The organism is Paenibacillus amylolyticus (genome assembly GCF_036894225.1).
GTDB lineage: Bacteria > Bacillota > Bacilli > Paenibacillales > Paenibacillaceae > Paenibacillus > Paenibacillus amylolyticus.
This window is the reverse complement of sequence record NZ_CP145892.1, coordinates 3,221,416-3,247,079: the sequence shown is the minus strand read 5'-3', so window position 1 is coordinate 3,247,079 and position 25,664 is coordinate 3,221,416. Positions and strand designations below refer to the sequence as shown.

Here is a 25,664-nt window from a genome sequence, read left to right as displayed (position 1 = left end):
AGTCATCCACGTTACGAATCACCCTGAACGGTGGATAACGAAACAAGGACCGGACTGGCGAAATCAGAGGCCTCTTCTCCTTTTGGATTATGAAGACGGAATAGAAATGCTTCCTCTTCTTCTGATTTCCAGACCATATAATCGCTAATGCCTTCTTCACCAGAGGCCTGAAGATAAAGCTTGGCATGACCAAGCGGGTGTTCTACCAGTTCTCCACTATAATCAGATACCTTACCGGCTTTTACTAATTCTTCTTTACCTGCTGTCTCCAGTTCTGCCAGATTATAATCCGAAGGCAGTGGTTCAATATCCACATAATAGTCAGCGTTACTAGTCAGTGACAGACGGCCTTGAGCAGCATCAAATGTGAATTTCTCGAATACGTACAAGGAAAATCCTTCTCCTTGTTGCAAGGTCGCCTCTAGTGATTGATTGCCATCTGCGGTCAACATTTCAAAACTTGCGGTCAGTGGACGCTCCGTTTCATTTGCTTCTTCTGTTTCAGATGGTTGTTCATTTTCTGTTGAAGGTGCTGGAGCAGGTTCACCTACTGGCATTGATGGTTGAGGGCTAGGCAAAGGTTCATTACTACCAGAGCAAGCTGCAAGTGTTAGAACTATAACGATTAAGGAGATACTCATCATAATAAAACGTGGTTGAAACATCAGGTTCATTCCCCCTGTCTATATTCTGCGCTTACATGTTATTACCCATGGCAGAGACTCGGAATCCATAGGTCCAACCTATGAGTTTATCCATAATCGCTATTTCCCTAGGGTCAGGGAAGAACCCCCGATACGGACACCTATGACCGTCAGCGCTGGTTAGAAGCGATTCATCAAAGTGGTTTGTCTGAGGAAGCCATCTCGGCTTCAATAGAAAGACGCAAGGTGGATATCAATGCCACGCTGGAGGATCAATTGGTGTGGTTGGAGGAAGCGGGGTTTCGCGTGGCAGATTGCATGTACAAATACTTGGACTTTGCGGTGTTTTATGCGCAAAAATAAAAAAAGACCGGATTATGGGCAGCTATGCCATGATCCGGTCTTCTCACATGATTTTCGTTTAGCGGCATATGCAGGTAAATCACTTATTTCAGCGATGCTGGCAGCTTAACGCCGAGAAGTTTGCCTTCGGTTTGGATGATGATCATTCCGTTTGTCTTTAACGTCGTGTTATGCAGATCTCCACCGGTGGAGACGCGGAAGACCGACTGACCCGACATCATGTTGAGGACAAGCAGTGTGCCGTTACGTTGTGCTCGATACATCCCTTTGCCGTAAACATCAATCTGAGAAACGGGGGCATCACCATGCCACTGAACCTCCTGACCATTAGCCAGCTTGATGCCTGTAAGTTCTCCCGTGTAACCGTTTTTGAAGATCAACCTTTCCTGTGTAACGCCAAGCCATATCATATTTTCGCCGTAAGGACGGTGAAAAGTTCGAAGTGGTGCGGTTCCCGGATTGCTTGAGGTCAACGGATACTCCGCTATCGCATCCCCTTGTAGAATGTATAGTTTGTCTTTATTGGAAAATATCCCTCCATACCCATTCACATACGGTGGATCCCCCGGCATGGTCCACTTATACTCCTGACTTCCTTTTAACACACCGGTCTTCAGATTGTACACATTCACTTTCCATTTACGTTCTGGTGAAGACTCGTCATTTTCCAAAATCGAAGAATAGTAGTCCGCTGAGTATACAAGACCGTCTTTGATCTGAATAGCTTCCCCCTGACCAAAATGACCCCATAGCTTCTTGCCCGTTTTCTTGTCATATGCATTAAGCTGTAAGGATGTAAGTGCCCCTTGGACAAAAAAGGTTCTCAGCACCACACCATTAGATTCTCTCAGATACTCAGTACCATTACCTTCACCTAATGGTTCATCTGCTTCCCAGCGCAGTTTGCCTGACTGGATATCCAGTGCAAACGTTGTACTCCCCTTAATCACGTAGAGGGTATCCACCGTTGGAATCAGAGCTTCCGTACGGTTATACGTATCAATCCAGGTGGATGTACCTGACTGCCATTTTGCTTTGCCTGTCTTCGCATTCAAGGCATATGGCTTGTGATCAATGGTCAGTCCGTAGAGAATCCCGCTTTGATAGGTAATATAAGGAGTCAGTTCTTTGCCGTAAGTCCACAACCGTTTACCTGTTGTCGCATCAAGTGCAATCAGCTTCGATCCAGCAAACGTGAATACTTTTCCTTCTTCTGCGATCGCATTAACTCCAACATAAGTCTCGTTCATATTCAGATAGTTATCTACTTTCGCTGTCCAAGAAGGTTTCAGTTCAGGTACAGTGATTCGTTGATACGAATACCAGTTACGGATGGATACATCCGATGCTTCAGCATGTGCCTGCGATGGCAACACGCCGATAACGCCGTGAACCATCAACATTCCGGCAGTAATGCCTGCAATGATGGGTTTTCCTGCTTTTCTTTTCCATTCCTTATTCATTTGACGTTTATGTATATTGACCATGGTAAATCCTCCTGTTATTAAAATCCTGAGATATAACTACATAAACATAACGTGTGATGGGTCCAAATAGTTACCGGATTGTTAAATTATTCAAAGAAAATATCAAAAAAGCCGCTACTAGGCGACTTCTTGATAACTGTATTTTTTCGGAGATAAGTTGCGAACGTGACTCATTAATGAAGTTTCTACTTTACTTTAGTTGAATCTGGAATACATCACCGGAGTCCCCACCAAAAACGATAAAACCACTTTTCGGGAGTTTCGTCGATTCCTGATTGGTTGCTACAGAGAAGTCAACCATTTCCCCTTTATCATTATACACTGCATAACCTCCGGTCTTGGGAGAATCCACCGTGATGGATTTGTTACCCGATCGGGCGTCGATCGCATACCACCGGGCTTGACCGTTTGCCGGAATAGTCGTAACTCCTTTTTTTCCACCAAAGATTGGAGTAATCGCCTCCTCGGCAATGTATTCCTGCCCATCCTGGAGCAAAATCTCGGCGCCATTCTTTGTGTAAAATTGCAGATCAAACGCGTCTCTTCCGTTCATTACAGGAATCTCGGCGATATTCTCTGCATGATTGGCATCCATGATTTGCGTGCCATTGGCGTAACCATGTCCGGCATCAACAGACAGGTTCTTGATCAGCATCGATGGAAGCAGATAAAAGATCGACGTTATTTTTTCATCCAACGCGTAATATTTCGAGCCGTCACGAGCTGTCCATTTCTCTTTCGTTGCTGCGTCAAGCGCATTATGATCCAGTTTTTGATAATCATACGTGTTCATTACCGTTTGGCCTATGCCGGGTAACGTAATCATACCCTGAACTTTAACATATACCTTGTCATTACGTTCCTTCACAAAACTAGCTTTCACACTGCCATCCGCACTTGTAAAATGTTTGTCGCCTGTGTACACATATTTCTGCTCTGGAATAATTCCACCCAACAAGGCTGGCAGTTGCATCTCACCATCCTTAATCGTTATATCCAATGTCTCTCCTACCGTACCATAGAGACCGGAGTACGCGCTTAATTCTGTTGGCATCTTCACTTTGTCGGGTGACGAGAAGGTCTGATCGGGTTTAACCTTGTCAATGATGCCTTGATCCGCCAGAACTTCCAGCAGCACTTTGCTGGCAAACATCTGATTGTAGATGGAAGATCCGCCAGATGATAGAACCGCCATTGAAATATCATGTTCGGGTATAGTGATTAACACGGCATGGTACAACATGGTATCCCCGCCTTTGGCAAGCGCGGTAACCCCATAATCGCTGAAAGGTGCAAGATCAACCGAATCCCATCCCAAGCCATAATTGATCGTATTTTGCTCATCAGATACCCATATGCCCTTACGATATTCATGAGATTGCATGGCCTTCACAGCAGATTCGGACAGAATATCCGGTCTGTTCCCCATTAAAACCTCTCCGAATTGACTCAATTCTTCTGCGGTAGAGTACACTCCGCCTGTGCCGATAATGTTTGCATTTTCGGTAGGCATCTTCATCTCAAGTGTAGGCCAATAGGTTTCGGATAATTGCGCTCTGTCAAAGGAATCTAGTGGTGTCTTCGTTGATTCCAACTTCAACGGCTCGCTGATGAACTTGGCGATATATTCGCTGTAGCTTAATCCACTCACCCGTTCAACCAGGATTTCAAGCAATTGAAAACCGTCATTGGCGTAGACGGAGTATGCACCAGGTTTGGATTTCAGTTTTTCGGACTGAAGTTTGAGCAATAACTCATCATGATTGCGGGTGTCATTATCTTCAAACAACATGCTGTTTCCATAATGTGTACCGTAAAGACCGGATGAATGATTCATCAACATGCGCGGTGTGATTTGAGTATAGCGCGCATCTGCCATTTTAAAGTCCTTGATATACGAAGTAAGCGGCTCATCCAGATCTATTTTACCGGAATCAACCAGCTTCATGGCGGCTGCCGTAACAACCATTTTGCTAACCGAGCCTATGCCATACATGCTATCCTTGTCTATTGGCTTCTGTGATGCCTTCTCGTGCAATCCGACACTATCTGATAAAATATATTCCCCTTCATCCATGATCGCATATTGCACACTGGTGACACCGTAGTTTTGCACCATCTCCTTGGCGATCTGCTCCGCCCGTGCCTCAATCGTACCGCTGTTATTCGCCTCTGCTCTGACATCTGCCAGCGGTGTAATTACAAGCACCGCTGTACATAAAAGACTAATTAGTTTCTTCATCCTATGTCCTCCCTCAAATGTTCTTATGAATGAATTCATCATATCCGGGAAGAGACTGATCAAACGAAAACGGACCCTGAATGGAAAAAAACAACCCCTGAACGGCAGGTTCAGGGGTTGTCGGTGTGGAACGGAAGCACGACCATGTTGTTAAATTTCCGATGCTGATGCTCAATACTCATATGTCCACCATATTTCTCGCACATTCGCGATATATTGGTTAGACCGATCCCATGGTACTCCGGATTGGGCTTGTCACTTTTCAAGTCAACGATTGGTTGCTCCACATGATTCATAATCTGGATGACCAGTGTAGATGATGTGGAGTGAATGGCAATGAGGATGTATCGATCTTCGGCCTGTCTAACTTTCTTGGAGGCCTCAATTGCGTTATCAAGCATGTTACCAAGCACCACACACAGATCATATCGATCGATCTGGATATGTTGCGAGTGGAGCTGGACTTTGGTGTCGATTTTGATCCCGTTTGCCTGCCCCATAGCCAAGGTATTTGTAACGAGTGCATCAATGACCAGATTACCGGAGTTCACCCGCTGGTACGCACCTTCAATGGTATTTAATGTTGACTTGATATGGTCACCTGCCGCTGCCAGTTCGTTACGCTGGATACATTCATCAATATACAGAAATTGCTGATTGATATCATGGATGATGGATTTAATGTTTTTGAAACTGTGAACGGTCTTCTCATAGTTGGCATCCTGGTAGTCCATCTGACGCTGTAACTGGGTATTTTCATGCGCAAGCTGTACCTTTTCCACCATATTATCGAATACATAAACAATGAACACGTTGAGAAATAGAGAGCCTAGTACGGAAAAGACGTAGAATATGTTTTTTTCACTATATATGGAGGCCACATTGATCTGATAGATCGTAATAATGGGTACGATGAGAAACAGCAAATAATAACGATAATGCACGGCAAAACTTCTGCGTTTGGCCACTAGACGCACAATTTGAATAACAATGAACATGATACTGCAACCAACCAGCATCACTTTGGAGAGAATCCAGTGGTTTTCTCCGTTGAACTGTTCCCATGAGATGAATTCTGTGGATTCCAAAACTCCGAGAATATATACAGCTATCGTATTTGCCATTGTAATCAGAACCGCATACAGGATGGTAAAAACAAGCTTGATTTTGAACTCCACCTCATAGGACTGTGCCAGACTGAAGATTAACAGCAGAGCAACAGCAGTAGAAACGATATCAGAGAAGGAAGAGACCAAATAAAAATAACCCAACATGACAAATACCATGAAATAGATCGCTCTGCGCGGCTTACGCCTGGACTTGCCCAACACAGAATCAAAATAAAAATTCGCCTGAAATGCCATAAGTAAGGTCACAAAAATGATGGAAAAGATCATATAGGTACCCATATCATTGAATCCTCATGATCATATATTTGGTGTAAGCATCCTTGATTTCTTTGACCTTGGATCGACCTATGGGCAGTTCCGTTCCATTCAACATAACGACCTGGGTACCGGAAAACTTCTGAACATGCATCAGGTTGATGATAATCGAGCGATGAATCTGCAAGAAACCATGGTCTTTCAAACCTGTAGCGTAGCTGGATAAAATGCCTTTGGTCTCATGTACATTTTCCTGTGTCACAAAATTCAACTTGTTCTTGATCGTTAAACTTTTGACGACCTCAATCCAGAGAATATCATCATATTTCAGCAGCAGTTCATCATAGTCTGATTTGATTAGTACATACTTTTTGTCCAATGCCTGAAAATATCGACACAGCTTAATCATCTTTTCCTCGAAAACTTGCGGCTGGATTGGCTTGATCAGATATTGAAAGGTGATGACATCAAAGCTCTCCACCATATATTCCGGGTAACTGGTCAGAAACATAATCTGTACATCCAGAAACTTCATGTTCCTGATCTCTTTAGCGGTCTGAATCCCGTTCATTCCGCCCATCTCCACATCCAAGATGAGAATATTGAATGTATCCCCAACCTCTCTGTAGTGTGAGAGCAATTGTTCACCAGATGTGAATAGGCTAATTTGAAAATCAAAATTGGTTTTTAGAGATAAGGAGACCAGCATGGATTTCACACGTTCTCGTTGCTGCTCCTCATCATCACAGATTGCAATATTGAACATGGGGGAACATCCGCCTTTCATCGACATCGACTCTGAATTTCACTCTCGAATATACTATTTTAGCATAGGTTTCGGAGTCGAATGGGGATGAAAGGCATTATTCCGACCCTAAAACGCAGATCAACAAAAAAAGTCGCCACATTGGCGACTCTTGAGCTTGTAACCTTCTCCAGCATTCCTATGAAAAGTCCAGTCTGTTATTTTGTTTTTTTGGGCACAGCATGACGGTAATACCGTATTACCTTGCGATACATCGTCTTGTCCTTTAATTGATTGAATATATATGGGTCAGGTTTGACATTTACTTCAATAATCCAGGGTTTCAGACTATGGTCAAGGCCGATATCCACACCGATTTGCTTAAGATGCGGGTACTTTTTTTTCATATGACGAGCTATGCGCAGGCTAAGCTCATTCATCTCTTGAACCAGTTCATTCCTGCGTTTTGTGGATGCATGTGATTTTAGCAGCTTGTGAATATCCATCGGTGTACCACCACTATGATAATTGGTTACGATTTTCTTTGGATGACCCAGTCGCCCGATGATTCCGGTAGCTTCCCAATGTTTGGTCGGGCTTAGCTGTATCATGACTCGAATGTCAAAACGTCTGTTATTGTGCTTAAGCAGATGGATTCCTCTCTGAATCAGATAACTTCTTTTATTCACCAGACGAGTCAGACTGTTATAAAACGATTCAAAGCTGTCAAACGTCAGGCGTTTTTGCTCGATCTGATAGACAAAATGTTGATGACTTTCCATCTCGGCCTTAATAACACCCATCCCGAAAGTACCTCTCTCGGGTTTGACATAGACCATCCCATATTTGCTGATCATGGATTTCAGATTCGTTTTGTTATATTTCTGTGTGTCGGGGATAAACGGTTTAATTAATTCATTATTAATGATCAATTTTGTTTTTAACCACTTGCTTCTTAACGGCTGCAACTTATCAACTCCCATGTCGTAAACTCTCCCTTCAGCAACCGCATCAAAGCCTGCTGTTTGATCAAGATCCTGCAAGCATTATATGTAATACCGATAAAGGAACCCTCAACAAAAGCCCCTATTCGTAAAAATGTATATTTGCACATGCCCTGACCAAAACACTTTTGCACACATACCATATAATGAGTCATCACGATTTGTGCAAGGAGATGAGTAGATGTCCGTCCAGCCTGGAATCCGGTTGAATAATGCGCCTAAGATTGATGTTCTTATACCAGCGATCGAGAAAGATTTGGCTACCCTTCCCCTCGTCATCGATAACATTCGCCGTTATGTAAAACATCCCATTGGAAGCATATATATTGTTTCTCCGGTCAGCACCAAGATCAGAAAACTTTGTTCCCTTAAAAACTGCATTTTTGTTAATGAGCGATCCGTTCTGCCTATAACCAAAAACGACATACACTACCAGTCCTCCCGATGGAATCGGTCAGGCTGGTTATATCAGCAGTTGCTCAAAATGAACGGAGATTCCATTGTGAAGGCAAAGTACTTTCTAGTCATGGATGCAGATACCGTACTGATTAAACCTCATTCATTTCTTGTAGAAGGCAAAACAGTCTTTTACTGCCGTGACTGGAGCCAGCCGGAATATTTCAATACCTACCGCAAGTTGTTAGGCATGAAAGCTCCGCGTCCCCGCTCTTTTGTCACCCATTATATGCTGTTCGACAAATCGAAACTCGCTGCCTTAAAACAGAAAATTGAAGCGGTTCATAAACTGCCATGGTACAAAGCCATCATCTCCAATATCAATAAGAAAAAGCAGTTTGGTTTCTCCGAGTATGAAACGTATGCCAATTTTATGTATACGAAAAACCCAGGCAGCATGGTCCTTAGAAGTTCCAAGAATAAAAGTCTGAATGTGAACGCTTCTTCGTTAAAAGAGCAACAAATCCGCAATCTGGCTCTTAAATATCGTTCTCTTTCCTTTCATAAACGGAAAATCTATAGTAAAGCTCCCTGAGCTTAAGGAGGAAGCCCATGCATATCGTAATGCTGTGCGGCGGCTCTGGCAAAAGGCTCTGGCCGTTATCCAATGAGCTTCGCTCCAAGCTGTTCATAGATATACTTCCATCACCCGCTGGAGGTAGGGAATCCATGATCAGCAGAGTATGCCGCCAGCTTGACAGTTCATCCCTAACGGATTCAACACTCATTATTTCACATCAAGATCAGGCTAATATTACGGCACGACATACTCAAGGCAAAATCCCAGTCATTGGGGAACCTTATAAACGAGGCACTTTTACTGCGGCGGCCTTAGCGACGTTATATCTGCAATCCTTCCGAATGGCCAAAGATGACGATGTGATCTGTATCGCGCCAGCTGATGTGTTCGCAGGTGAAGATTTTTTCAGCAACTTCCAATTACTGCCGGACATATTGAAACATTCTCAAGCCGAAATCGCTTTAATTGGGACAAGGCCTACACATGCTTCAGAACAGTATGGATACATCCTGCCGGGTGGGGAAGAACGTAATGCTTATGCGCCCATAACACAATTTATAGAAAAACCTGAAGCCACCATTGCTGAAACGCTGCTACAACGTGGGGCACTATGGAACTGCGGTGTGTACGCGTTCACCGTCGCGTTTATGATATCCCATATTAAAAAAATGGGGCTTCCGGTTCATTATGATCAATTGTCGTCCCTGTATGAAGCGTTACCTGAACGCAGTTTTGACAAGCATGTTGCAGAAAAGGCACAGCGGGCCGTAGTCCTGCCTTATAAGGGAGTATGGCAGGATATCGGAAGCTGGGATACGCTGTGCGCACAGTTAGATACCCATGTAATCGGACACGGTGGAATCTCGGGTTCTTCCTCCGATTCCTATATTATTAACGAGCTTCCCTACCCCATCCAAGTCATTGGCGTGCCAGGTATTATCGCTGCCGCAAGTCCGGATGGCATTCTCATTGCCAACAAAAATAATTCAAATGAAATTAAAGCTCAATTGGGTAACTTGCCATTAAAACCGATGTATGGTGAAGCAACCTGGGGCAGTTATCGTGTCATTGAGAGTTCGTTAGACGATGAGAATACAACTGTAACCACATTAAACATAACGGTTCTACCGGGCAAACATATCGGGTTGAACTGGCATAGAACTGGGTGTAGAGCATGGACCGTGCTTGCAGGCAGTGGGCAAGTGCTTGTCAACGGAAAGGTCATGCAAGTGAGTATGGGCAATCAGTTCGTGATTACCAAGGAGAGTCTCTTTTCTATTCTGGCTGAAACCAGGATGGTGATCCTTGAGGTCCGGATCGGAGTAACAGAGGAGAAAGACAACATACTTTTTGAAGAAGATTGGAATGTAATCCTAAAAAGTGCAGGTTCATTTAACGCATAATGAGAGAATGAACCGATTCAATCTGCATGTCTTATAGCCCCTTCCATACGCGGAAGGGGCTCATTGGCATAATTAAGGGAAACCTGACACTTCTTCTCCCAACATCTTAGTTAAACAACTTGCGAAGTTCCTCTACTTCCAGACGTGCAACTGGCTGGTAAGCGGAACTTTGTACATAATGCTGGAAGCTGTATAACAGCTGTCTGCCCTCCAATGTAGTCATCAGACGCTCCAGATTCAGCGCTCCCATCAGCACTCTCCCCTTCCGGACCCGACACTCCATCAACAGGCCGAGCTTGTGGTTTCGCTCAAAATTATCAATGGTCTGCACGATCGGATTCAAGTCTTTATCCAACTCATCCAAGATGATCGATGACGACTCGGACACGATGCTCCACCACGGATAAGTTGAGTGCTCCTCTGAGACAAAATGTTCGAAGGCCGGATGATCCTGTTGAATTAACAAGCCCATTGTGCCCACAGGAACTTCTCTTTTCATATTCTCCGAGATGGATCGGAACATAGGGTAAGACCAGAAATCGGTGCTATAGAAACCTTGGATCGCGTGTTGAAGCTGATTGGGATTCGGGAAAAGTAAAATATCCTCGCCCTGCTCAAGCAGCGCCAACGCCTGTTCCGAGAGTTCGGTAAATAGATTCAAACCGCTCAGGTCCACTTCCTCCTGACTCGGGTAGATCCACAGGTAGTAAGACTTACGGATATCCGTACCCGGAATAGACAGTCTAAGTTCCACTTTGGTCATATTGGAGACTTCAGGAATGCGAATGCTGAGATCCGCGACATTCACATAGTGTTCTCCATGGGTCGCTGGCAGGTCTGCTTTCCCTTCTGTAAGGGTGGAATCCTCACCATGTAGCTCCCACTTCAGATGACGTCCGTCCAATGCCTGTCTGCGGAAGTAACTTAGTTCAATGCGTGCTTCGAACAATTCACCCGCTTGATAATTATATTTGGGGAATCTCGCCAACAACACAGCGTCGGAACAAAACGTTCTCCACTCCTCAGGTGTAATCATGCCTTTGGAATCCATGAATGCGTCCAGTACACCCACCAGCGCTGTTCCCTGACCACTGAAATCCTGGAGATCCAGCAGCTGGAACCCGGCTAGTTGCTGCGAACGAAAAGCAGCTTCCAGTTCTTCCTTGTAACATGCGACCGCGAGTTTACCAGAGGCTCTGAAGTATGCTTCCGCCAGATGTCCCAGTCCTTTGGCATTCAGACGCTCCCGAAACACTTCGAAATTCTTGGCTTTGAGAGAACCCGTATACTTGTTGATCTCCTCGAAATTAGGAAACGTGGCGTACTGTCCAATTTCATGCGAGATGATTGGTACGTGTGAGACAAGTTGGTCACTTCCAGCTTCGGCCTGCACTGTTTTGGAACCTGTCCCATACTGAATCTGAATCTCTTTGTCCCCAGTCTGACCAGAAGGGTCAGCATCGCTGCCTTGCTCAGGTACAATGTTTGAATCGTAATCTTTCAATGTATTTGGCAGGTCGGTCTGCACGTGACCGAGCGGAGCATCACACATCGCATATGAACCTCTGAACAGGCGCTCTTTGGAGAAACGAACCCCGCAGAAGAATTCACTTTCCTCCAGAATGTCCGGCACAAACTGAAAGTTATTCGAACCTTCGGTGTATAGATGACGATGATCATATGCTTTGTATGCCTTCAGGATCGAATTCAATCTGTCCTTGCTTCCCCATAGTTCATTCCCCATCGACATCATGACAAACGAAGGATGATTACCAAAAGCACGCAGCATCGCAAATCCTTCGCTAATCAAGTAATCCTGCTCGGCTTGATTATGCCCATCCGAAGATTCATCCGTAATCGTTCCCCAGAACGGAAGCTCAGGCTCCATGTAGATGCCGAGCAGATCCGCTGCAATAAAAGCAGCCTCCGGAGGACAACAGGTATGAAAACGGTAGTGATTGATACCGTAGGACTTGGAGATAGCGAGAATACGAACCCATTCATCCACATCTGTTGGCGCGTATCCCGTGAGCGGAAAGATCAGCCCGTCATGTTTGCCTCGAAGAAACGTTTTTCGACCATTAATGGTGAATTTGTCTCCAGCAGCCCGGAATTCCCGTAATCCCGTCCATACTTCGGTGGAATCCAGCACTTCGCCGTCCTGATCTTGCAGATGAATATGAAGTTGGTACAGGTTAGGTTCATCATCACTCCATAACATCGCATCTTCACCAATCTTGTACGTCAGCTGGATTTCCTGCGAATCCGGGGCGAAAATCTGTTCCTCGGTCGTATACACCGGATCTGCACTGACTGCAACAGCCGAAACCACGATTCGTGCTTCTTGCAGGTCACCAACAAGTGCTGCCTTGATCTCGAAAGATCGAGTCGCAAGATCGGGATAGACCTGAACATTATCCAGGAAAACACGCTCGAAAAATTGAAGTTCCAATTTCCCGGTGATGCCGTTCCAATTCGTCTGTGTGTCTTCGGATGTAAGGTGACCCCCTTTGGTTGGATAATTGGTATTGTCCACACGAATCGTAATTGTATGAGTCCCAGCGGTTAACCCTGCCTCAATCTCGTAACGGTGAGGTGTGTTCAGACTGTTTTGCTTTCCCCATTCCACCCCATCAATCCAGACTGTGGTAACTCTTGTTCGTTCCAGATGCAAGAAACAACGTTTGCCAGCCAAGTGTTCGGGAATTTCAATCTCTCGTGAAAACCAGGCATAACCCTCGAATAAGTACTCATCCGTCAGCGCACCGATTAACACATTCTCGTTTTTCTTGCCCTTGGCCGCATGAGATGTAGTATTTGGCAATGTAATAACGTCTGAGAAATTCAGACCACGTTCCACCTTATGTTCATCAAGTTGGAGTTTCCATATGCCTTCCAGATTTATTGCTTCTATCATGATAGTGTCCCCTTTTAGATTCATATAATCGATAAAAGTAATCGCTTCCAATGAACAGAAATCGTTTTCGAAAAACATACCTGTATTATAAACTCGATTGACGCCCTCGCATAGATCATTTACAAATAAAAAAGCCGCCAATGCTGGCGACATCTTATGGATACATATCCTGTATCCTGAACAATTTTAAAATATGGTGGGAACCATGCCCCCGTCCATCCGGATGGGAGAGCCTCTGAAGGCTGAAGCATATGGGCTGCATACAAATGCAGCGAGTCTGCCTATTTCACTTGGCTTGATGAATCGCTGTAATTCGGACTGTGGCAGATTACTCTTCATAAAGTCTTTCTCTTTTTCCTCAAAAGTCAGTGCCTCATCAGGGTATATGCCCTCAATGATTTCTTGTACGTTTTCGGACAGTGTTGGACCTGGCAGGATCGTATTGATCGTAACCTCGCTCCCTGCTGTCAGTTTGGACAAACTTTTGGATAATGACAGCAGCATTGACTTGGTCATGCAATACTGAGGCATCTGGCCTGAAGGCATAAGGGCTTCTTCACTTGCAATGAAAATAATACGTCCGTCATTGTTCTTCACCATTTTAGGTAAATAAAATTGAGACAAGCCATTGGCAGCAAGTACATTAGTACGGAAATATTTCTCCCACACTTCATCATTTATGTCTTCATAACTCATGATTTCATATATACCCATGTTATTGATTAATATATCAACTTCAGGAAATTTCTCGAATAAAGCTTCGCGTTGCGCCAGATCCACAAGATCAGCGGTAGCCTTTTGCGGAGAGGTCTCCGGAAAAGTAGACTTGATTTCACGAACGGTTTGTTCCACCTCTTCATCATTACGTCCATTAATCAGAACATGAACACCTTCTCGAGCGAGTTCTATAGCAATCGCTTTACCGATTCCTTTTGTTGATCCTGTAACTAAGGCTGTTTTCTCTTTTAGTCCCATATCCATCCTGCATTTCTCCTTCTTGATTACAACTATCCGGCAGCTATTTCTTGAAAATTGCCAACAGCTTCATACACCGGGTAGATATAATATTACGCAGTCTGAGGGGCCTAGTAACTAGCACTTTACGCCAGAATTATTGCCTTACACGCCAATTTGAAGGTGTATCCCCTTCCCAGGTCTTGAAAGCACGATAGAATGAATTCTGATCTTCATATCCAACCAGAAATGCCACTTCTTTGATATCGAGTGAAGGATCTGCAAGGTACTCTCGGGCCTGCTCACGTCTGGCCTCGGTTAATAATTGCTTGAAGTTTGTGTTCTCCTCCGTCAGTCGCCGCTGCAAGGTACGTTCACTCATGCGAAGCTCTTTGGCGACCGTCTGGATGTCAGGGCGCTTTCCTGTGAGGCTGCGTTTCATAATCCATTTGACCACTTCAGTAATGGAACGATTGCTCTCTTGTTCGTCCAGCGACCGATCCAGTGCCGGGGTCAGAATCTCCAGTAACTCCTCGTTATACGATAGAAATGGAAGACTCAGATCTTTCCGTTCCAGCGTCAGCCGATTATGGTTAGAATTCGTATCAACTCGGCAGCCGAAGTAAGCCTCAAGGGTGGCTACGTCACCCATCGGTTGGGAGAACTCAACCCTTTTGGCAGTCAAAGGTTGTCCTGTGCTCCTCCGTCCAAGTTCGATCAGAAATGCCAGCGTAATACCAACCAGCAATGGCGGACCTTGTTGCTCCTTATGTAACCATTCGAGTTCAATGAACCATTCCTCCCCTGCTTCGGTAATCTGCAAACTCTCGGGAGGACACATTTGCTTGTAACGCACCATGCGATTCAACGCATCTCGATAATCACGAGCATGGTACATCGCCAGTACAGGCGGAGGATACTTCGATATTTCATATCCGGTTGCAAGTTTGATGATGCCCTCGGCGGTGTCCCCATTGAGATCAGAGTAGGCCTGCCAGATTGCGAAGTATTGAGATCGGGTCACTACAGGTTTATTTATTGTCTCAAGAGATAGTTGTGCTGTGCGAGCGATGTCGTCAGCACCAATCCCTAATTGATGTAATCCAGCCCAAAAGCCTGGATGAACTTTAATCCGATCATTCGGTTGAGGTTGCATGTATGCAGACTCCTTTAACTTGTTTCATTTTTATTCTGATTTCTAATTATAGAACGGATGCACCTATTTTTGAATCTTACCTCAGTGAGCCATTTCCGGGTAATACGAAAACACGACTGCCCATGAATGGTCAGTCGTGTTCAAGTCAATCATTCAGTATATTATGAAAGAATGCACATTTTGTATGTTCAGCTACTCATTCAACGCAGTTTTGATCAGGGCATTCACTCGTGAGTTAAACAGCAGACCAATATGGGATACGAGGGAAACCGAAACGTTGTTCGCCCCGTTCAAACGGGAAAGTGCCGGGGACACAATCGTGTCACTGGTGGAATAGATCGAAGTCACCTTTATTCCACTCGGAGCTGTCGTTGTGGTCAATCGATTAGCCCCGCCAAGGGTAATTAACTTATCCACTTTGGAAGCGCCTCCACGGTTAAGTATGTAATAGAGACTATTAGCTCCACCCATGCTATGAGCTATAATATTGACTTTTGTATGACCCGTTTGGCGTAGAACATCATCTACGAATCGACTAATTGCTGCGGAGTTCAACAGCTGGTTTCCTTGTTTGCTAGGAAGGTCAATCGCGAATAATTCGTCTCTTGTCCACCCTTGGCTACGCAAATAACTCTCAATTGCTGTAAAATTGCTATCTGAACCGGTCAATCCATGTACCAATACAATGGGTGTACGTGCCGTAGCTGCAGAAGCCTTTGAACTCGATCCTATTCCAGTTATGGATAAGGCAAGGATCATGCTCAGGAATACAACAAGTATTAATTTGGTCTTTTTCACTTCATTACCCTCCTGTAAAATGTTTTATATTCCATATATTACAATCTAACATATGGAATATAAATGAATCTTTAGTCTCATTTTTACAGGGATGTTTAAAGTATACTACAACTAACATCATTACATTTTATTAAACTCTAGTTCTCTACTTCTTATCCTTCAACGATATCTGCACGTAGATCTGTTGCAATCTCAATCATTTTGGGTACAATAGCTTCGTTAGAAATAGCTACATACAGATCCCCCATGTACAAACGAAAAGCAATCTGTGCACCCTCAAGGTCCCACATAAAAAAGTCCCCCTCAATGGTCATGGTGCTCTCTGCTCCTACAATGTTAAGAACCGGTGAATAGGTAAAATCGGGTTGGGATTCGAAGTAGAGTTTGCACTCTTCCAGCGAGATGGATTGTTCGGCATTACTATCTTGCATGGATCGGGTAATTCGAAAACGCTGATTCATTGATTTGCCTCCAAAACTTTATTAATATATACATGTTACACAGCATTATATTTTCTCATTTCCGTCTTCCACTGTCAAAACCATACATGATCGATTCTTCAAATTCATATATACTGAATACAGTGCACAACGAATTTCTACAATCAGGAGGAGTCAAATCAATATGTTAAAAACAGAATTCATTGATGTACTATCCATTGTCTCACATAAATTATATGATTCGGCTGCAAACGTTATGGACACGGCAAGCAGGTTAATTCCTGCAAACACGTTTTGTATTGCCCAGTTGGATCATCTATCCACCAAGGTTCTGAACGTATATAATCGTGACAAACTCATTCTGGGTGAGGGGCTGGTCGTTGATAACGCCGAGTCATACTGTGCACTTGTGACTGAACATTCCCAAGGCCCGTTAGTAATCAATAATAATCTAACACATCCATTAACCAGACATATGGACGCAACCGAATTCGTAGGTGGGTGTTCATTTGTCGGTGTGCCTATACATAATGAGAACGGAGAAATTTACGGCTCCCTTTGCTCATTTGATCAGGATTTCTATTCCTATCAACAAAAGGACGTGGATCTGCTTCTCTCCTTGTCTTCCTTTTTCACGAGTCTTCTTGAGATGGAAACAACTCTGCAACAATTAAAACAGGCGGAAGAGACCGCTGCAAAAGTGCTTGAAGAAAAGAAAAATTTGCTGGCCGTTCTCAGCCATGAAATCCGGACGCCAATGAATGGTGTTCTTGCAATGGCCAATCTGTTGCAATCGACCAGGCTAAGTGAGGATCAATCGTTATATGTTAATGTCATTGAGTCAAGTGGCGCCAGCCTTCTGTCGATGATGGATCAGATTCTGGACTACTCCAAAGCAGAAGCTGGTGCGATCTCTCTGGAGATCAAGCCCTATAGTGTCACTGAAACAGTTGAACATGTATTACAATTATTCTCTTCTGAAGCACAGAAAAAAGGAATTAGGTTGTACGCAGAATATAATATTAATGATCATCTGATGCTTATGGGCGATCAGCACAAAGTTCGTCAGATTTTAATCAATCTCGTTGGGAATGCGCTAAAATTTACGGAGACAGGTGAAGTATGCATCTCTACTGAGGTATCTGCTGATACAAAAGGTACTCTCCATGCATCCTACGAAATAAAGGATACGGGCATCGGCATCCCGCAGGACCGTCAGGATCTGTTGTTCAAATCCTATTCCCAGATTCATGGTAATTCAGGAAAGTATGGCGGAGCGGGGCTTGGCCTGTCCATCTGTAAACAACTCGCTGAATTAATGGGTGGCATTGTATGGCTTAAAGAGTCCAGTCCTATGGGCAGTCGGTTTGTCTTTAATATCTCCAGCGCTGCACCCTCCGTCCATGCGAAAATCTGAATGATGAATATATTATTCTATCTGAAACAGATAGGAGGTATATACGTTGACTCAATTTCTGGATGCAAGATCATCGCAAAATGCTGCGTTGTTTAATTCCATTTCCATACCGATTCCAGTGATTTTTACGCCACAATTATTCGGCCAGATTGGTCTCATCACCGCTGGAGCCGGAACCAATCTAAGAGTTTCATTAAAAGGAACCATCACGGTGCAATTGCCGCGTGCACTTTTTATAGTGAGGATTACTGTGGTAAGAGGAATAATCGCAACCGATCCAATTGTATACTCGGGAAACCACACATATGGTCTGAATGGTCTGCTTAACCCTGAAGTGATTGTCTTCTCTTCCACTGACTATAACCCACCGCTTATGCCTCAATTAACCTATACCGCATTTATCAGCACAAACCTGCTCGGTACTACTCGGGTGGGACCCGAGAGTTTCGACGGATATGTCGTTTCAGATTGAACAAACACGTACAACCCCATACCTCTAATCGGTTTCCCGTAGATTAGAGATATGGGGTTGTTTTTACGATAACATAACTATTTTTAGAGCGAGCTATTAATCAGAGACCACAAATCCATCAAAATTCTCGGGACCAACGCGGATTGTTCCCAGCAAGTTGGAGCTTACAAAAGCAGTGTAAGTTAATTGTGGTAAAATCGGTGGATTAAAATCATTTCCAGAGAATGTAATTACTTGTGGTGCCAATACACTTAAACCAAATGTGGACGTTGCGGAGTAAATAACCGGGTCCGTTGACAAGGTACCTCTTACAACGGTAATCGTTATGCCCACAAGAGCTAAAGGTAATTGTACAGAAACCGTCCCTTTAAATTGAACTCTGGGATTGGCTCCTGCTCCGGCAGTTTGCAGACCAATTTGACCAAAGAGCTGTGGGGTGTTCAGGAATAATATTGGAATAGCTATTGAGTTGGCCAAACTGGCATTTTGTGATGTTCTTGCATCCAGAAATGTGCTCATCAATCTACCTCCTAATGTTGGGATAGGATAGTATATTCGTAGCGTACTATTGTGTTTGGACTTCTAGCCAACAACTCACCAATGCTATCATTTAATTACACTATGGTCGGAAGAATCTATTAAACAGCGATATGATATATACGACTAAATTCCGGACTCTTATATTGGAACGATATGAAAATTTTGTTATGCTACATATGTTAGATTACTAGATTCTGTTCAAAATACGATTCTACTATTATGTACGGAGTTGGAGGACACAAACGATGCTTATTAAACGTGTAGGGAAAATCGCCGCGGTTACTTTAATTGCTCTCTCTATTCTTGGAAGTACCCCCAATATCGGTGGAGCCTATGCTGCCCCGGCCATTTCAGTGCACTTGGATGATGTTCCCCTGAAATTTGATGCAGCTCCACGTATTGATAAAGGTGTCACTTACGTTCCGTTTCGGACAGTCGGTGAAGCCCTAGGTATCGATATTACCTGGAACAGCAAATCACAGACTGTAAAAGCGACAAACACTGTGAAAGGACAAACTACCGAGGTACTATTACAAGTTGGCAGCACCACAGCGACCGTAAATGGAAAAAAAGTTACACTCGCAGCTGCACCCGTTCAGCGGGAGGGCCGCGTACTTATTCCACTAAGTTCGTTCAGTAACCAATTCGGTGTACAAGTAAGCTGGAATCAAGCAACCAAGACGGTCTCCCTTGTCTCCCCACAACGCGAGATGCACCTGAGAGCCTTCTATGCATTGCAATCCTTTCAAGAAAAGGACCTTATTACTTCCATGAATTCCGTAGCCTTTGGCTGGAGCCGCATTGATCGTGAAGGCCAATTTACGCTCCAAGGGGATGAGTACCGCCTCCCTGCTGCTGCGGGTGATATTACACCGCAGTCTATCGTTGCTGACGCAGCAGATCAGCAGATCCAACCACAGCTCATGGTGTACGCATTGGACGGAAATGGTGAACTGACCAAAGTTCTGAGCGACAGCAGCCTGCGGCAGAAATCGATTGAAGGCATAACTGCTGCTGTCGCAGAGCATGGTTTTGGCGGAGTTGTTCTGGATTTTGAAGGACTGGGCTTTAAACTGGATGCGGTAGAACAACAGAAGCTGCTCAATGCTTACGTGAAACAACTAAAGAGTTCCTTGCCCCAGGACACAGCTTTATCTCTGGCGGTACCACCGCTAAATAGTGCTTATAAAGGTTATGATTACAAAACACTTGCCTCTATTGCAGATGATCTTATTATTATGGCCTATCAGTATAATCCGGTTGGCACCAAATCTCAGGTACCTGAGCCAAATAGTCTTGTGGATCAAGCGATTCAATTAGCCATACAGGCTGGTGTACCAAAGAGCAAGCTTCTGCTTGGTATCAGTCTAAGCAGTGAAACGCCCTCCTCTGTTGATGATAAGCTGGGTCTCGCCAAACGTTATGACCTCAAAGGAGCCGCGTTCTGGCGTCTGGGTCTGTTCCGTTCCTACAATACGAAAATGGAAGATGCCGTAAATGCTTCTGTGATCAAAGAGTAAACTTTCTAACTGGCTACAACTTAAATAAAAGAAGGACCAAGCCTCTGGTACGCAGAGACTTGGTCCTTCTTTTTCCCATCATCTTATTTTATAAATTTATCCACACTTCCAAATATAAGCTTCACAAACTGGGTAGGACCAGGCAAACGGGGCTGAAAGAGAAGAATGATCCCAATTACTGCCGCCACAGCAGTAAATCCCGCGCTCACTATTCTGGCTCGCTTCTCTTTGCTGCTCTTCCACTCTCCATACACTATCGCAGTCGCCAGCATCAATATTCCAAGGATTGAGCCTAGTTTCATGCAATCACCTCTCTTCCAGGCTTGTACAGGAACCGATTCTGTTCAACTTTCGTCCTCATTAGGTATCCCCTGTGGTCCTGTTGATTTTCCGGTGCGTACTACATGTGCATCTACGTTGACTTGCACGTCCATATCAGGATAGATGGTTTCCCAGTTCTTCTCCTGCGCCTTCCATTGATGCGGGTAATATCTGCGGAATTCAACTGCGAATTTGAAGAAATCGGAGCGCAGCTCTTTCTGGGACATGTCTAAAGCATCATGAGCCAAAGATGTGAGTTTAGCCGACCATTCCTTTTCCAGTTTAGTTAATACAGCGGGATCCGTCAGATTGGCATCCGTCGTATTTAACACCACTTCTCCCCTGGTTTGGATGTCGACCTTCATACTCCACTGTTTGTTTACAATTCGCGGCTTCAAGGAGGTTTCATTTTCAATGAGTCTTATCGAAAAAGAACCCTTTAACGGCTCAAACTCAACGGGCATGATAATGCTGTTCAGTTCTTTTGCAAGTAGTAATACACCTACGCTTAGTGGTTCTTTGACCGTCTTGACATAACGATCCTTCTTATACATACTCAGACCTTTCACATATGGCGTTGTCGTCAGTTTATCCTGATCGGGCTCCGGGGGTAAGATTAACATGCGAGACAAAATGGCTGAACTGCTCGGACCTTCAATAGATTTAGCCAGTTCAAGCGCAGTAACACGTGTACCTAACTTCAAATTGGCCATCTCACGTAACGATTCAGCAGAACTTCGCTCCAGTGGATCAAGTAACGCAAGGATATCTTTCGCAGCCTTATCGCTGGAAAAGACATATGCATGCTCCCTGAACTGAGGGTAACGCAGGAAGAAATCGATATACTCGCGGATACCGCGTTTGCCGGCTTGCTCACTGATGATTATGACTTCGCAGTGGCCCCAGAACATATTCCGGGGAACTTTACGTTGTAACCGATTCAATGCCTCGGCAATTGTACGTCCTTCCGCTGTTCGAATCATTGTTACCCCGCTTGGACTGCCTCCACTCCCACTGCTATCTCCTGCACTCGCCTTTCGCGGAATGAAAATCTGTGAAGTCAATTGTACTTCACCATCTTCATAATCTATCCCTGTAGCCAGCACGATAGCCAAATCGTTAATCTCGATACGATCCCAACATCCACTTAAAAGCACACAACACAATATTGGCATTAGTAGTACTCTAAATATTCGCAAGTGCTCCTCCCCCCATCAATCAGGTGTTCGCTCGATTCTTCTTCCGAAAATGTGCCCACCCTTTCTTCAGCCATGCAACACCGTAGATCATAGCCGGAAGGATTAATAAAATGCTGATCGTATACAAGTTGGCTGAAGCACTAACCAAACTGGAAACACCAGATCCACCGGACACAACCCAGTAAGCAAATACCATGCACAGAAACGAAAGTGGACCAACCACAGGTTTGTAGTCCCGCAAACCAAACCATTCCGCGGTTGATGTAGCAAAGATATATAGAAAAACGGAAATTTTAACGAAAATACCGAAAATCCAGATGGCAATAATAAGGGATTCGATATGTTGCAGAAAGTCCGCAATGGTTATGTATCTTGCTGCGATCATGACTGGAAATACAAATGTATCCGTCAAATCACCAATTAAAAACAGGCAAAACAGATTGGTAACTGTCATCGCAGTTGTTGTAAATACAAGGGAACCCAGCATGACCCGGGTTATTCTTTTTTTTTCATTCACATAAGGTAGCAGAAAAGCCAACACGATATATTCACTAAACCATGCAGCAGGTGCAGCAGCCCCCGTAATAATGGGAATTGGACCCTTCTCCATAAAAGGAAACAGCTCGGCAGGATTCAGTTCACCAATCAACAATATAAAGATCAAAGCCAGCAGAACGATCAGCAGGGTAACAAACACCTGAGCGGTTCGTCCGACAACTTCAATCCCAAGTCTGACATTAATCGCACATACAACAACCATCGTACCCATCACAACAAACAAAGGTGTACGCGGAAGTGCATTATTAACAATGAATTCACCGTATTCCCGAATAATCAAGCCCGTCAGGTGGGGCAAAAAAGCGATATATATCAGACCGAATAACTTGCCTGGAATCCGACCGATGATCAATACACTGGATTGAATGAGCGTTTTTCCAGGGTACAGACGATCAAGTCCAACGGAAATACCAATAGCAGCCAATCCAACGATTGAACCTATAATTGGAGTCATCCACATGTCATGTCCTGCATAATGCATTGTAATTCCAGGCACAGACAAGATAGCCGTCGCGAGAATGGCGGGAAAGACCATAAATGCCAATTGAGTCACCGATATTTTCCCTTTGTCAGTCAACATATGTAATCCCGCTCCCTTGTTTGCTCGAATGTAGATTGTTCTAGTGTGGTTTGTTCCTTGGGGATGGACGCCACCACACATCCTTAAGTTCCTTAGCCATCGTAGGTGCTACCGGTGAGAGATAAGGTGTTCCAAATGAACGAAGACTGCTTAGATGAATGACAACCAAGATGACTCCCAACATGACACCCGTGAGTCCCAACGTTCCTGCAAGAAACATCATGGGAAAACGTAGTAGACGGGTCGCGATGCTGGCAGCATAGCGAGGGATCATGAAAGAAGCGATACCGGTAATCGCGACAATGATAATCATGGGGGCTGAGACAATTCCGGCACTCGTCGCCGCTTGCCCAATAATTAAGGCGCCCACGATACTGACCGCTGATCCGACCTGCTTGGGCAATCGGACGCCAGCCTCACGCAATGCTTCAAAGGCAATTTCCATAATGAGCGCTTCCACCAGGGCAGGAAAAGGGATCTCTTCTCTCGCCCGAGCAATACTGAGAAGTAATACGGTAGGAATCATCTCCTGATGAAACGTCGTAATCGCTACATAAGCCGATGGAAGCAGCATGGATAAAACAAAAAAAATGTATCGCAGCCAGCGTACAAAAACACTCATGAACACATTTTGATAATAATCTTCGGGGGATTGTAACATGGAAAAAATAGTCACTGGCGCGATAAGGGTAAACGGTGTTCCGTCAACGAGAATAGCAAAACGACCTTCCAGCAAGTTGGAAACAACGACATCCGGGCGCTCCGTCGCAATCATCTGTGGAAATGGTGAATATCGCTGGTCAACAATGCCTTCTTCAATGTACTGACTCTCCAGTACGTCTCGGAGCTTTAAATCGCCAAGTCGTGTCTCCACTTCCTTAACAAGTTTGGGATCAATAATCCCCTCCATGTATACAAGTGAAATACTGGTGTTTGTACGATCTCCCATGTTACGTGTATGAATCTTCAATGCAGGTGTCTTGAGACGTTTGCGCAGTAAAGACATATTCATGGTCAACGACTCTGTGAACCCATCCCGTGCACCACGCACGGTCGATTCAGCTAACGGTTCTTCCGTTGAACGATTTGCAGCTAGGTATAGAGGGTATGTAGTTCCTCCTATTGAACCATCCAGCAGTAACAGAGCTTCTCCTTCAAATATGGCCTGTACTGCCTGAGTAGTCGTTTCAACTTGCTTAACAGAAGCTAGGGGAACTTGCGCAGCTTCGATCCCCATTTCCTGAAGGGGCGTTAGTACCTGGCGTTCCAGCCGCTCCGTATCGCATACACCAACACAATATACGCATAATGCTGATGTAAGACACGCCGTTTGGAATGTATGAAATACAACGTCCGAGCAACCCGCAAAAACGGAGCGTAACATTTCTTGATCAATAGCAAGATTTCCGGTTAATGGCAGGTCCTGTTGTGTTATCGCTGATGTGTCCATGACGCCTCCCCTTTCCGTAAACGCTCCGTCCAGATATTCTCAGTTAAAGGTATCCTTTACTTATCAGATGGGATATATACGCAAAATATAGAATGCCAAAAAAGCCGCCCTCATGAGCGACTCTGATGATATAGAACGCTATTGCATTCCTATGAATTCGTTGATCTTGCTCTTTGAAATTCCCTATTTTCTATTGATCGCTATCCTTTCACAGCACCCAAAGCAACACTCCCAATAATCTGTTTAGAAAATATAGAAAATACAATGATAATAGGCAGGATTGAGATCGCTACACCCAAATACAAGAGTCCATAATCCATCCCATAGTACCCCTGCACTAGCGCAACCAATACCGGAAGTGGATATTTATCCAGGGAGAAAAATAGCACCAGCGGTGTTAGGAAATTATTCCATGATCCGATAAACGTGAATATGCCAAGGGCGGCGATTGCCGGCCCCAGAATAGGCAGTACAATCTGATTGAACGTCCGGAACTCACCGGCACTGTCCACCCGCGCAGATTCAATAATCTCATCCGGGATGCTGCTCTCCATGAACTGTTTGATAAAAAATACATTAAACGCGTTAGCCGCAGCAGGCAAAATAATTGCGGCATAACTATCCAGAAGTCCCATCATGCTGAATAGTCGATATACGCCAATCAGAGCCAGTTGACCCGGTACCATCATGGTTGCTAACAGAAACAGGAACAACCCGTTTCGTCCTTTGAATTTAAATTTGGCAAATCCATACGCAGTTAAGGCCCCAATATACAGAGATAATACGGTCGATGTTCCGGCAATAAATATGCTGTTGGCAAACCCACGCCATATGTTGATTTTGGATACCATGTTCAGATAGTTATCAATCAAAAATGACCCAGGGAGAAATGTAAACGTCGAAGCAATCGTTGCATTGTTATGTGTGGAATAGATAAGCATCAGATAAAATGGAATAATGCAGAGCACGGCAAGACCTGTCAGCAACAGATAGATGATGATTTTGCCTGCCGTCAGGCCCCTTGTATTGGCATATTGCTGAATCGCCGCATTTGGTTGTTCAACTGATTTTGCAGTTTGCATAAGAACTCCCC

23 protein-coding genes are annotated in these 25,664 nt (G+C 44.4%); 6 read left to right on the top strand and 17 right to left on the bottom strand.

All coding sequences use genetic code 11. The features are described from left to right. Positions 1–11: 11 nt before the first annotated feature. Positions 12–665: a hypothetical protein gene (locus tag V6668_RS14545; protein ID WP_084650171.1), complete on the bottom strand. Its 654-nt coding sequence runs from the start codon at positions 663–665 to the stop codon at positions 12–14. Positions 666–848: 183 nt separating this feature from the next. On the opposite strand from V6668_RS14545, the gene V6668_RS14540 reads away from it, so the two are divergent. Next, complete coding sequence (locus V6668_RS14540; RefSeq protein ID WP_179086463.1) at positions 849–1,007, top strand: hypothetical protein; 159 nt, start codon at positions 849–851, stop codon at positions 1,005–1,007. Between the two features lie 83 nt (positions 1,008–1,090). On the opposite strand, the gene V6668_RS14535 is transcribed toward V6668_RS14540, so the two are convergent. The 5 genes from V6668_RS14535 to V6668_RS14515 form a co-directional block, all read right to left on the bottom strand. After that, entirely contained in the window at positions 1,091–2,494 is a 1,404-nt protein-coding gene (locus V6668_RS14535; RefSeq protein ID WP_338708775.1) for a PQQ-binding-like beta-propeller repeat protein, read from the bottom strand. 190 nt (positions 2,495–2,684) lie between these two features. Continuing rightward, positions 2,685–4,736 (bottom strand): serine hydrolase domain-containing protein, encoded by a 2,052-nt coding sequence (locus tag V6668_RS14530; RefSeq protein ID WP_338708774.1) that lies wholly within the window; start codon positions 4,734–4,736, stop codon positions 2,685–2,687. A gap of 110 nt (positions 4,737–4,846) precedes the next feature. Next, positions 4,847–6,145 (bottom strand): GHKL domain-containing protein, encoded by a 1,299-nt coding sequence (locus V6668_RS14525; protein WP_338708773.1) that lies wholly within the window; start codon positions 6,143–6,145, stop codon positions 4,847–4,849. A 1-nt stretch (position 6,146) separates the two neighbouring features. Further along, positions 6,147–6,887: a LytTR family DNA-binding domain-containing protein gene (locus V6668_RS14520; RefSeq protein WP_338708772.1), complete on the bottom strand. Its 741-nt coding sequence runs from the start codon at positions 6,885–6,887 to the stop codon at positions 6,147–6,149. Positions 6,888–7,084: 197 nt separating this feature from the next. After that, positions 7,085–7,849, bottom strand: coding sequence for a YheC/YheD family protein (locus V6668_RS14515; RefSeq protein WP_047842888.1), 765 nt, complete (start codon positions 7,847–7,849; stop codon positions 7,085–7,087). Positions 7,850–8,051: 202 nt separating this feature from the next. Between V6668_RS14515 and V6668_RS14510 the strand changes: the two genes are divergently transcribed. After that, on the top strand, positions 8,052–8,861 hold the full coding sequence (locus V6668_RS14510) for a DUF6492 family protein (protein WP_047842887.1): 810 nt from the start codon (positions 8,052–8,054) through the stop codon (positions 8,859–8,861). A gap of 17 nt (positions 8,862–8,878) precedes the next feature. After that, positions 8,879–10,249 carry a sugar phosphate nucleotidyltransferase gene (locus V6668_RS14505; protein ID WP_076317949.1) on the top strand — a complete coding sequence of 457 codons (1,371 nt, stop codon included), beginning with the start codon at positions 8,879–8,881 and terminating at the stop codon, positions 10,247–10,249. A 106-nt stretch (positions 10,250–10,355) separates the two neighbouring features. Here V6668_RS14505 and V6668_RS14500 read toward each other — a convergent pair whose 3' ends face one another. The 5 genes from V6668_RS14500 to V6668_RS14480 all read right to left on the bottom strand — a co-directional run bounded on the left by V6668_RS14500 (position 10,356) and on the right by V6668_RS14480 (position 16,535). Beyond that, a complete protein-coding gene (locus V6668_RS14500) occupies positions 10,356–13,166 on the bottom strand; it encodes a glycoside hydrolase family 2 TIM barrel-domain containing protein (RefSeq protein WP_338708771.1) in 2,811 nt (936 codons plus the stop codon). Positions 13,167–13,352: 186 nt separating this feature from the next. After that, positions 13,353–14,147 (bottom strand): SDR family NAD(P)-dependent oxidoreductase, encoded by a 795-nt coding sequence (locus V6668_RS14495; protein ID WP_076317951.1) that lies wholly within the window; start codon positions 14,145–14,147, stop codon positions 13,353–13,355. Between the two features lie 130 nt (positions 14,148–14,277). Next, entirely contained in the window at positions 14,278–15,276 is a 999-nt protein-coding gene (locus V6668_RS14490) for an AraC family transcriptional regulator (RefSeq protein WP_338708770.1), read from the bottom strand. A 192-nt stretch (positions 15,277–15,468) separates the two neighbouring features. Next, positions 15,469–16,035: an alpha/beta fold hydrolase gene (locus tag V6668_RS14485; RefSeq protein ID WP_422395281.1), complete on the bottom strand. Its 567-nt coding sequence runs from the start codon at positions 16,033–16,035 to the stop codon at positions 15,469–15,471. A gap of 191 nt (positions 16,036–16,226) precedes the next feature. After that, the gene (locus tag V6668_RS14480) at positions 16,227–16,535 is read right to left on the bottom strand and encodes a hypothetical protein (RefSeq protein WP_036608134.1); all 309 of its coding nucleotides are present in this window, start codon (positions 16,533–16,535) and stop codon (positions 16,227–16,229) included. Between the two features lie 163 nt (positions 16,536–16,698). Between V6668_RS14480 and V6668_RS14475 the strand changes: the two genes are divergently transcribed. Together V6668_RS14475 and V6668_RS14470 are read left to right on the top strand one after the other, a co-directional pair. Next, positions 16,699–17,931 (top strand): GAF domain-containing sensor histidine kinase, encoded by a 1,233-nt coding sequence (locus V6668_RS14475; RefSeq protein WP_338708768.1) that lies wholly within the window; start codon positions 16,699–16,701, stop codon positions 17,929–17,931. Between the two features lie 46 nt (positions 17,932–17,977). Beyond that, positions 17,978–18,403, top strand: a complete 426-nt coding sequence (locus V6668_RS14470; protein WP_338708767.1) for a hypothetical protein — start codon at positions 17,978–17,980, stop codon at positions 18,401–18,403. 96 nt (positions 18,404–18,499) lie between these two features. On the opposite strand, the gene V6668_RS14465 is transcribed toward V6668_RS14470, so the two are convergent. Next, positions 18,500–18,922 (bottom strand): hypothetical protein, encoded by a 423-nt coding sequence (locus V6668_RS14465; protein ID WP_017688591.1) that lies wholly within the window; start codon positions 18,920–18,922, stop codon positions 18,500–18,502. A gap of 266 nt (positions 18,923–19,188) precedes the next feature. On the opposite strand from V6668_RS14465, the gene V6668_RS14460 reads away from it, so the two are divergent. Further along, entirely contained in the window at positions 19,189–20,463 is a 1,275-nt protein-coding gene (locus tag V6668_RS14460; RefSeq protein ID WP_338708766.1) for a stalk domain-containing protein, read from the top strand. Positions 20,464–20,546: 83 nt separating this feature from the next. On the opposite strand, the gene V6668_RS14455 is transcribed toward V6668_RS14460, so the two are convergent. From V6668_RS14455 to V6668_RS14435, 5 genes are all read right to left on the bottom strand, one after another. Next, positions 20,547–20,765, bottom strand: coding sequence for a hypothetical protein (locus V6668_RS14455; RefSeq protein ID WP_036608149.1), 219 nt, complete (start codon positions 20,763–20,765; stop codon positions 20,547–20,549). 42 nt (positions 20,766–20,807) lie between these two features. Beyond that, on the bottom strand, positions 20,808–21,983 hold the full coding sequence (locus tag V6668_RS14450) for a Ger(x)C family spore germination protein (protein WP_338708765.1): 1,176 nt from the start codon (positions 21,981–21,983) through the stop codon (positions 20,808–20,810). A gap of 19 nt (positions 21,984–22,002) precedes the next feature. Next, positions 22,003–23,121 carry a GerAB/ArcD/ProY family transporter gene (locus V6668_RS14445; RefSeq protein WP_036670828.1) on the bottom strand — a complete coding sequence of 373 codons (1,119 nt, stop codon included), beginning with the start codon at positions 23,119–23,121 and terminating at the stop codon, positions 22,003–22,005. 40 nt (positions 23,122–23,161) lie between these two features. Continuing rightward, positions 23,162–24,571, bottom strand: coding sequence for a spore germination protein (locus V6668_RS14440; RefSeq protein ID WP_036608157.1), 1,410 nt, complete (start codon positions 24,569–24,571; stop codon positions 23,162–23,164). Between the two features lie 200 nt (positions 24,572–24,771). Further along, positions 24,772–25,653: a carbohydrate ABC transporter permease gene (locus V6668_RS14435; RefSeq protein WP_081745887.1), complete on the bottom strand. Its 882-nt coding sequence runs from the start codon at positions 25,651–25,653 to the stop codon at positions 24,772–24,774. Between the last annotated feature and the right edge of the window lie 11 nt (positions 25,654–25,664).

Coding starts and splice junctions, on each gene's coding strand:
- V6668_RS14545 (WP_084650171.1), bottom strand. CDS start 665: ATGTTTCAACCACGTTTTATTATGATGAGTATCTCCTTAATCGTTATA.
- V6668_RS14535 (WP_338708775.1), bottom strand. CDS start 2,494: ATGGTCAATATACATAAACGTCAAATGAATAAGGAATGGAAAAGAAAA.
- V6668_RS14530 (WP_338708774.1), bottom strand. CDS start 4,736: ATGAAGAAACTAATTAGTCTTTTATGTACAGCGGTGCTTGTAATTACA.
- V6668_RS14525 (WP_338708773.1), bottom strand. CDS start 6,145: ATGGGTACCTATATGATCTTTTCCATCATTTTTGTGACCTTACTTATG.
- V6668_RS14520 (WP_338708772.1), bottom strand. CDS start 6,887: ATGTTCAATATTGCAATCTGTGATGATGAGGAGCAGCAACGAGAACGT.
- V6668_RS14515 (WP_047842888.1), bottom strand. CDS start 7,849: ATGGGAGTTGATAAGTTGCAGCCGTTAAGAAGCAAGTGGTTAAAAACA.
- V6668_RS14510 (WP_047842887.1), top strand. CDS start 8,052: ATGTCCGTCCAGCCTGGAATCCGGTTGAATAATGCGCCTAAGATTGAT.
- V6668_RS14505 (WP_076317949.1), top strand. CDS start 8,879: ATGCATATCGTAATGCTGTGCGGCGGCTCTGGCAAAAGGCTCTGGCCG.
- V6668_RS14500 (WP_338708771.1), bottom strand. CDS start 13,166: ATGATAGAAGCAATAAATCTGGAAGGCATATGGAAACTCCAACTTGAT.
- V6668_RS14495 (WP_076317951.1), bottom strand. CDS start 14,147: ATGGATATGGGACTAAAAGAGAAAACAGCCTTAGTTACAGGATCAACA.
- V6668_RS14490 (WP_338708770.1), bottom strand. CDS start 15,276: ATGCAACCTCAACCGAATGATCGGATTAAAGTTCATCCAGGCTTTTGG.
- V6668_RS14485 (WP_422395281.1), bottom strand. CDS start 16,035: ATGATCCTTGCCTTATCCATAACTGGAATAGGATCGAGTTCAAAGGCT.
- V6668_RS14480 (WP_036608134.1), bottom strand. CDS start 16,535: ATGAATCAGCGTTTTCGAATTACCCGATCCATGCAAGATAGTAATGCC.
- V6668_RS14475 (WP_338708768.1), top strand. CDS start 16,699: ATGTTAAAAACAGAATTCATTGATGTACTATCCATTGTCTCACATAAA.
- V6668_RS14465 (WP_017688591.1), bottom strand. CDS start 18,922: ATGAGCACATTTCTGGATGCAAGAACATCACAAAATGCCAGTTTGGCC.
- V6668_RS14460 (WP_338708766.1), top strand. CDS start 19,189: ATGCTTATTAAACGTGTAGGGAAAATCGCCGCGGTTACTTTAATTGCT.
- V6668_RS14455 (WP_036608149.1), bottom strand. CDS start 20,765: ATGAAACTAGGCTCAATCCTTGGAATATTGATGCTGGCGACTGCGATA.
- V6668_RS14445 (WP_036670828.1), bottom strand. CDS start 23,121: ATGTTGACTGACAAAGGGAAAATATCGGTGACTCAATTGGCATTTATG.
- V6668_RS14440 (WP_036608157.1), bottom strand. CDS start 24,571: ATGGACACATCAGCGATAACACAACAGGACCTGCCATTAACCGGAAAT.
- V6668_RS14435 (WP_081745887.1), bottom strand. CDS start 25,653: ATGCAAACTGCAAAATCAGTTGAACAACCAAATGCGGCGATTCAGCAA.